Here is an 8,002-nt window from a genome sequence, read left to right as displayed (position 1 = left end):
GAACCTACAGGGAATCTATTGTGTGTTATACGGGAGTAATGCGGTATTGATATGGGTTTAATACTTGTTTCATGTCTGTATTCCATTTGTTTACGTTGTATACTCTTGCTTTTTCGCGCATGACCTCGAGGGGAGAGCGTATACGAAAATGCTCTTGATGGTCTTTATAGGTTTTCTAGGGGTGTTTTGATTTTTTTAGTAATAAATATGCGTTGATAGATAGAAATTGTGTGGAAAATTTTGGAGATTTGCGGATAGAATGTATTTTTAGCTTCTCAAAAAATAATTAGGTAACCGTGGAGGGAGAGGATTTGTCCATAAATGCTTTGCAGCGTTATGACGATGACGCTATCAAGTTGTTGTTCGAACAGTATTACACCCCGCTTGTATTGTTCGGGAAAGGTTACGTGGACGATTTGGACGCGAGTAAGGATATCGTGCAGGAGGTTTTCACGGTTTTGATTGAGGCGAAGGAGAAATTTGCTTCGATAGATAATCTGAAAGCTTATTTATATCAGGCGACGAGAAATCGTTGTTTAAAGTATCTTCGCCATGAAGAGGTGAAGAAAAAGTATGCAGAGGATGTGTTGCACGGGAGCGAGGAGTATTATTTGAATGGTATTTTGGAGGAAGAAGTGTATCATCATTTGATGAAAGCGATTTCTGAGCTTCCCGAGCAGTGTCGTAAAGTGTTTTTGTTGGTATTGGAGAATAAAAGCAATCAAGAGATTGCTGATATTCTGTCGCTTCAGGTGGAAACCGTGAAGTCGTACAAGAAAGCGGGTAAAAAGATGCTTTACGAGCGTTTGAAACATGTTGTTCCCGCGGCAGGGCTGACCTTTTTGTTTTATATCTGATTTTTTCCGAAAAAAATTGTCGGTTTAATACCCCCTTTTTTTAAAGATGGGGGTCATTGCTTATGTAATATAGAATTGAATATGAAAAAAGAAAAAGATATATTTCGGTTGGCGGATGTGATAGCCCGCTCGTTGGAAGGGACATTGAGTGCCGATGAACAGAGAGAGTTGGACGAATGGTTGGCTGTTTCGGCAGCTAACCGGGAGAAATACGAGGGGTTTAGGACGGCCGGGGCGTTGGAAAGAAAGAGCGCGGAGTATCAGCAAGTGGATTGGCAAGGTGATTGCAAGAAGTTTATGGCTTCCCGGGCGAGGTCGCAAAGACGTCGGAGGGTGCAATGGTTTGTGCGGTACGCTGCTGTGTTCGTGTTGTTGTTCGGGGTGGCACTTGGGTTGTATATCAGCGCGGGGCACGAGAAGGGCGAGCGTCCGGTAGCCCAATCCGGAGGAGCCGTTTCAAAGAATGCTATCTTGACGTTGGCGGGGGGAGAGCAAGTGGTTTTGTCCGATAGTAATTTTAGCGCGTTGAAAATGCAAGGGGATATACACGTGACCGTGGAGGGGAATAATATATCTTACACGAATCGTAATGACGGAGAGGGGAAGAGGGAGAAGAAGGTGTTGTTTAACACGCTTCGGATTCCGAGAGGGGGAGAGTATTTCTTGACCTTGTCTGACGGGTCTACCGTTTGGTTGAACGCTGAAACGGAGATTCGCTATCCGGTGGAGTTTGTGGGGGATAAAAGAGTCGTGTACGTGGAGGGGGAAGCTTATTTTGATGTGAAGAAAGACGAGAAGCGTCCTTTCGTGGTGAGAGCCGCTCAGGCAGACGTGAGGGTGCTCGGTACCTCGTTTAATTTCAGGGCTTATCCCGACGAGGATGGTGTTACGACCACGTTGGAAAGCGGGTCGGTTATCATGGTATCCCAGAAATCAAAGCAGGAAATTCGTCTGGAACCCGGGGAACAGGGGACTTTGGATAAGGAGTCGGGGGAGTTGTCGAAGCACGCGGTGGATACGTATTTATATTCCGCGTGGAAAGACGGGCGTTTTGTTTTCGAGGATGCCCGTTTGGAGGATTTGTTCCATGTTTTGGCTCGTTGGTATGATTTGCATGTGTTTTACGTTCATCCGGGGGCGAAGGATATTCGTTTCACGGGGGATTTGAACAAGAGCGAGGATTTCGGGGCGATACTCGAGATTATCGAGAATAATGAACGTGTGGAATTTGAAGTGAACGAACGGACAGTGTCTATTCGATTGCGATAAAATTAGACCCTTGGTGCGCCAACACCAAAGGTCTAGAGATTGTTATTAAGTTTTATTTTACAACAGTACAAATGTATGAAAAAAACAATTGAAAATTGCCATCATCATGGTAGATGGCGAAAAGAATGGAGAATTATGAAGTTATTTTTTATCTTGGCCTTTATAGGGGTGATGCAGGTGTCTGCTCGCACTTATTCGCAGACGGTAAGATTGAGCGTGACGTGTTCCGACGCTTCTTTGAAGAGCGTGATGAATGATATTCGGGCTCAATCCGAGTATAGCTTTTTCTTTGATGATGTCGCGGTAGAAAAGATAGCGAATATCTCTTTGGATTTGAAGGATGCCACGATAGATGAGGTGCTGGAAGCCTGTTTGAAGGGTACGGGATTCGGGTACCGGATTCTGGATAAGACTATTATTCTTTTCAGGGAGAAGGCAAAGGACGAGGAGAAGAAAAAGACGTATCTTATCAAGGGAAAGGTGCTTGACAACCAGAATCAACCTTTGCCGGGGGTAACGGTTTTGCTGGATAGTACCCGGATTGGAACGGTGACGGATACCGCGGGGGGATTCGTGTTGCCTTTGCCGAAGGAGAAAGGTTATTTGTGTTTTTCTTTCATCGGTTTCAAGTCACAGCGGGTGGCTTACACGGATGGGAAGCCGTTGACGGTGAAGATGCAGGAGGATATATCGGGCTTGGACGAGGTGCAAGTGATTGCCTACGGTTCACAGCGGAAGAGGAATGTCATCAGTGCTATTTCTTCGGTGAAAGGGGAGGATTTGCAAGAGATGCCGACGCATAGTCTGGAAAATTTGCTCCAAGGACATATGGCGGGAGTCGAGATTAATAATATTTCCGGTTCTCCCGGTGGCGGTGGTACCGTGGTTGCTATCCGCGGTTACAATTCTTTGTTTGTTGAAGGTGAGGGGCAGGACCGTTCGTACGGTACGCCTTTGTACGTGGTGGATGGAATTCCGATGCAGTCATTTACTTCCCCGGTGACGGGTGCCAATGCGTTGTCGAATCTGGACCCTTCGATGATTGAGTCTGTCGAGGTGTTGAAAGACGCCGCGTCTGCTGCGATTTACGGTTCGCGTGCCGGTAACGGTGTGATTTTGATTACCACGAAGAAAGGACAGAGCGGTAAAGCCCGTTTCACGGCAAACGTTTCTTATTCGGCTTCTTGGTTGCCCGTGGCACCGAAGCAGGTGGGCGGGCGTTACGAGCGGATGTATCACTTGAATGCTTTGATAAACACGGTTGCTCCTTACAAGACGGAGAGCGGGGAGTGGAAGTTGCCTACTTCTTACGAGGAGGTGTATAATAATCGTTATGACCATGGTCCGGTTTATGATTGGTTCTGGGGTGGTGCCAACGGACCTCAGAATGCCCTGATATTACAGGATAGTTTGAACCCGTTCTATAATAACTCGACGAATTGGTATAGGCAGAATTACCAGACGGCAAAGGTGATTAACGCTAACTTGCAGGCATCGGGAGGAACGGGAACCACGCGTTACATGGTGGGTGCCGGGTATTATGACGAGGAAGGTATCATGCCGAACACGGGTTTTACTCGCTTTACCGTTCTATCTAATTTATCCGCTCAACCGGCGAAGCGTTTACGGTTGGATTCTCAGTTGGGACTCACCTATAGCGACCGTAGCCGGGGTAGTAATGCCGGGTCGGGAGCCAGTAAGTTCGAGGAGATTACTTCCGACCCCTCGGAGACTCCCACGTTGTTGCCCGGTAGCGGGGCTTTCGGGGAAGCCATGTTGAAGAATTTGAACCAGACTTCCGAGAAGAACCAAAGTTATTCGTTGCGTTACAATATGGTGTTTGATTACGAGTTGATTCGTGATTTGCATTTGAAAGTGTCAGCGGGTGTCGATTATAACCAACAGAACCAGAATGTGTTTAAACCGAGTACGTTGGACCCGAACACGAATGCGGCTTATCGTTTTTCAACTTCGAAGGGGACGATTACCCGGGATTTGTCGATACTGAACGAGAATTTGTTGACGTATAGTTTCAATTACTTGGAGAAGCATAATTTCGATGTCATGTTGGGATTGTCTTTCCAGAAAGACCAGAGTTATTCGAATGGAGGAGAGGGTATTAATGGTCCGAACGATAAAATTCAATACGTGGGTGACGGTTGGGGTGGCTCGAATGGCATAAACCAAGTTGCCCCGGGCGAAACATTGGATTCTTATGCTTCAGCCTTTAGTTATTCATCCGGGTTCTCGGAAGAGCGGATGTGTAGTTATTTCGGGCGTTTGACTTACAATTTCAGAGATAAGTATATGCTTGAAGCCACGGTTCGTCGGGATGGTTCTTCCGTTTTCGGGGAGAAGGTGCGTTGGGCTACTTTTCCATCGGTTGCCGTGGGGTGGATTTTCACGGATGAAGATTTCATGAAACGTTTTTACTGGTTGAGTTTCGGTAAAATCCGTGCTAGTTGGGGTACTTCCGGTCAGAAATTCGGGCAACGTTATCTGGCTCAAGGCGTGTTTTCTGCCAGCGGAATGTTCTTGGGAAACTCGGGAATGGCACCAAATAAGAGTGGTGGTGTGATTAACAGGAGGTTGAGTTGGGAGGAAACGGACCAGTATGATGTCGGTTTGGACTTGAGTTTCTTGGACTATCGTTTGAAGATGAATCTCGATTACTATTACAGGTACACGACCGGGCGTTTGAGTAAATGGGATTTGCCGGGAGATGTGTATTTCCATACTTTCCAGTGGCAGAACGCTATGGCGATATCCAATCAAGGTATAGAAATTGAACTGGAGGCGGATATTTTGCGTGAAACCGCGGTGAAGTGGAGAATGAAATTTAATTTCTCGAGAAACTGGAATCGTTTCGAGAAGAGCGCGGACGGTTATGATTACGGTAGCCAAGTGATAGGTAAACCCTTGAATCAGATTTTGGCATACAAGACTTCCGGTTTTTATGACAGTATGGATGAGGTACCTTTTATTTATAACGCTCAAGGCGAGAAACAACCCTTGTGGTCGGGAGTGAACACGTATGCTGTGTTTTTCCCGGGGGCTCGCCGTATCGAAGATTTGAACGGGGATGGAAAGATTAGTTTTGATGACAGGTACTATGCCGCAAGCCCTCTCCCGAAAGGACATGGTGGTTTTATAAATGAAATTCGTTGGAAGAATCTTGATTTGAATATCATGTTCAACTATTCGATAGGTCGTCATGCAGTGGCTGTTTATGATGACTACTGTTTGGCCCCGAGGGAGGAGAGTGGTCCGCTGTTCGTGAGTCTTAAAGATTTGAAACCATGGACGGGTGCCGGTTCGAAAGCCGATTATCCGAAAGCACAGAAGTATATGTACTTGGAAAACCAGTACGTGGGAATATATGACGAGGATATCGAAACGGTGCATTTCGTGCGTTTGAAGCAGTTGACTTTAGGATATAATTTTGGAGAAGGTGTTTGTAAAAAGATAGGTTTAAGTGGAATCCGGGCTTTTATGACGGCGGAGAATTTATTCCTGTTGACGAATTATTCCGGTATTGACCCCGAGTTGATAGATATTACTTCCGGGACGGATAATTTGCGTTCTTATCCTTTGCCGCGGAAGTTTACAATCGGATTGACTGTTAATTTTTAAAATGTAGAGCATGAAAAAGATATTGATACTTTTTTTGTTTATTCCCTTGTTCTCTTGTAATGATTGGTTGACGGTTGAGCCGGAGGATTCGGTTACTTTTGTGAATTATTTCAAGAGCGAGAGTGAATTGGAAGCTTTGTATAATATGGTGCAAAGCAGGATGAAATACGTGTGTTTCGGGAAACAGCCTTATTTTTATTCTTCCATCGACGCGGACGACGTGCAGTCCGACGTGGACGGGTATCGCAAATTGGATGTGCTTAAATACACGGGGACTTCAAACACGCAGAGTTGGACGGCTTTTTATGACGTGATTTATTTGACAAACGTGATGATCGAGAATCAACACCGCTTCGAGAATGTGTCGAAAGAACGGGCGGATTTTTGGTTGGGGCAAATACATTTTGCCAAGGCATTGGCTTATTTCCGGGTGGCTCAGATTTGGGGAGATGCTCCTATCACGCCGAGTTCGGAGTCCATTGACCCTATCGGTAAAAGTCCCGCTTTGGAGGTTTTGCAGGAAGCGCTCAAGGAAGCTAAAGCTGCGTTGGTTTTGCCCACGCATGACAAGTTGGTAGGTGCGACAGGTGCCGCGATAACCACGAAACAATGTGCCAGCCTAGGGACGGTAAATACTTTGTTGGCTAATATTTGCGCTTGGATGGGCGGTTTGACCGGGGAGCGGAAATACTGGGAGGATGCGGAGCGGTATGCTTCCGAGGTGTTGGACGGGAAAGCCGGAGTTTACGATTTGGAGAGTATGAACGGGTTGATAGAGAACGTGCTTGGCAAGAACCGGAATAGTGAAGAGGTTATTTACGCTATTTCGAACAACGCATTAGATTATGATCGGAATTATGAATCGTTCCAGAAAGAAGCTCCGGGGCATTTCCTGATTTCTTATCCTTATCTCACGGAAGATAAAAGTGAGATTGCCAACTTGGTGAATAATAGTAAGAACGCGTATACCAGAATAAAAGTGACCACGGTAAAGGAAATCTATCCGGAGGAAAATGATTTGAGAAGAAAAGAGTTTTGGTATAAATTGGGAGAGTTGAAGTATTATTCTAAATCGGAGTCAGAATCAGAGTCAGAGTCGGAAACAGACTTGGAGTCGAAAGAGGATAGCTTGTATTCTCCTTACGCTCATATCGCAAAGTGGCGTTATATGGTTCGACAAATGAAAGAAGATATCGCGGGTATGCCTGCAATCTTGACTGATTGCGATTGGGTGTTCTGGAGATTGGCGGACCTGATTTTATTACGTGCCGAGTGTCGGGTGCAGTTGGATATGACGGAGGAGGCTGTTAGTGATTTGGACCGCGTGCGTGAACGTGCAGGATTAGCAGGATATGCCGGTAGCACGAGCAAAGAGGCTTTGCGTGAAGAGGTGTTCTTGGAAAGACGTCGGGAGTTGTTCGGCGAGGGGCAGTATTATTTTGATATTGTGCGGAACGGGTATTTCCGGAAATATCTGTTGGGAGGCTATCGTACGCTGACCGACGAGGATGTTAAGAATGGCGCTCTTTACACGAAAGTGCATTCCAATGCTTTTAGAAAGAATACGTTAATGACTCAAAATACTTATTGGCAATGGCAAGAATAATGAATAATATATTGAAAATTGCGATTTGCATCGTGATGGTAGGATTGGTTTCGTGTACCAAGTGGAATTACGATGACGGGGGTGTGTCGAACGGGGTGCACGATTGTTCCATGTGGGAATACCTGCATACCCAATCCCGGGATTGGGATTCTACAATTGTGATGATTGAGCGTGCAGGGTTGAGAGAGTTGTTCGAGGGGAAAGGGGAACACGAGCAAATTACTTTCTTAGGATTGACGAACTATTCGATTCGTACCTATTTGTTGGATATGGGATACAAGCAGGTGAACAGTATGTACTGGGATGAGTGTCAAGCTATTTTAAGCAAGTTGATTATCACGGAACGAGTGATGGTGGCAGACGTGCCTCGCGGAACATGGGATAGCCAGACAGGCGAGGTGATGGGAGGCAAGGAATATACATTGCTGGATGGCACAACCGCGATATTGTGGACGACTCAAGAGCCTTATATGGATATGAATACCAGTGAAGTGGGTATCGTGCGATTGAATTTCAAGCTGGAGGAAACGAATGTGTCGCGGGCATTGATATTCTCTTCGGATATTCAGACGAACAATGGTGTAGTGCAAGCACTGGGATATGATTTTAACGTGTCGGATATATATTAAAATGAAAG

5 protein-coding genes are annotated in these 8,002 nt (G+C 45.9%); all 5 read left to right on the top strand.

Translation table 11 applies throughout. The annotated features are described in order from the left end of the window. The first annotated feature begins 296 nt into the window (after positions 1 to 296). The 5 genes from Q5866_RS13665 (at position 297) to Q5866_RS13645 (ending at position 7,994) form a co-directional block, all read left to right on the top strand. Positions 297 to 857: an RNA polymerase sigma-70 factor gene (locus Q5866_RS13665; RefSeq protein ID WP_186976802.1), complete on the top strand. Its 561-nt coding sequence runs from the start codon at positions 297 to 299 to the stop codon at positions 855 to 857. A gap of 81 nt (positions 858 to 938) precedes the next feature. Continuing rightward, positions 939 to 2,126: a FecR family protein gene (locus tag Q5866_RS13660; RefSeq protein WP_292268424.1), complete on the top strand. Its 1,188-nt coding sequence runs from the start codon at positions 939 to 941 to the stop codon at positions 2,124 to 2,126. 75 nt (positions 2,127 to 2,201) lie between these two features. Next, positions 2,202 to 5,759: a SusC/RagA family TonB-linked outer membrane protein gene (locus tag Q5866_RS13655; RefSeq protein WP_292268426.1), complete on the top strand. Its 3,558-nt coding sequence runs from the start codon at positions 2,202 to 2,204 to the stop codon at positions 5,757 to 5,759. Positions 5,760 to 5,769: 10 nt separating this feature from the next. Beyond that, positions 5,770 to 7,365 carry a RagB/SusD family nutrient uptake outer membrane protein gene (locus Q5866_RS13650; protein WP_303180789.1) on the top strand — a complete coding sequence of 532 codons (1,596 nt, stop codon included), beginning with the start codon at positions 5,770 to 5,772 and terminating at the stop codon, positions 7,363 to 7,365. Then, on the top strand, positions 7,353 to 7,994 hold the full coding sequence (locus tag Q5866_RS13645; protein ID WP_292268430.1) for a hypothetical protein: 642 nt from the start codon (positions 7,353 to 7,355) through the stop codon (positions 7,992 to 7,994). Before Q5866_RS13650 ends, Q5866_RS13645 begins: the two co-directional genes overlap by 13 nt. The last annotated feature ends 8 nt before the right edge of the window (positions 7,995 to 8,002 follow it).

It is taken from the genome of uncultured Butyricimonas sp., from assembly GCF_959596855.1.
GTDB classification, from domain to species: Bacteria; Bacteroidota; Bacteroidia; order Bacteroidales; family Marinifilaceae; genus Butyricimonas; species Butyricimonas muris.
Note: the sequence above shows the minus strand (reverse complement) of the source record. Positions and strands in the feature narration are given on the sequence as shown.

What these genes read in the sequence shown, in the direction of transcription:
- Q5866_RS13660 (WP_292268424.1), top strand. Translation starts at nt 939, where the DNA reads ATGAAAAAAGAAAAAGATATATTTCGGTTGGCGGATGTGATAGCCCGC.
- Q5866_RS13655 (WP_292268426.1), top strand. Translation starts at nt 2,202, where the DNA reads ATGAAAAAAACAATTGAAAATTGCCATCATCATGGTAGATGGCGAAAA.
- Q5866_RS13650 (WP_303180789.1), top strand. Translation starts at nt 5,770, where the DNA reads ATGAAAAAGATATTGATACTTTTTTTGTTTATTCCCTTGTTCTCTTGT.
- Q5866_RS13645 (WP_292268430.1), top strand. Translation starts at nt 7,353, where the DNA reads ATGGCAAGAATAATGAATAATATATTGAAAATTGCGATTTGCATCGTG.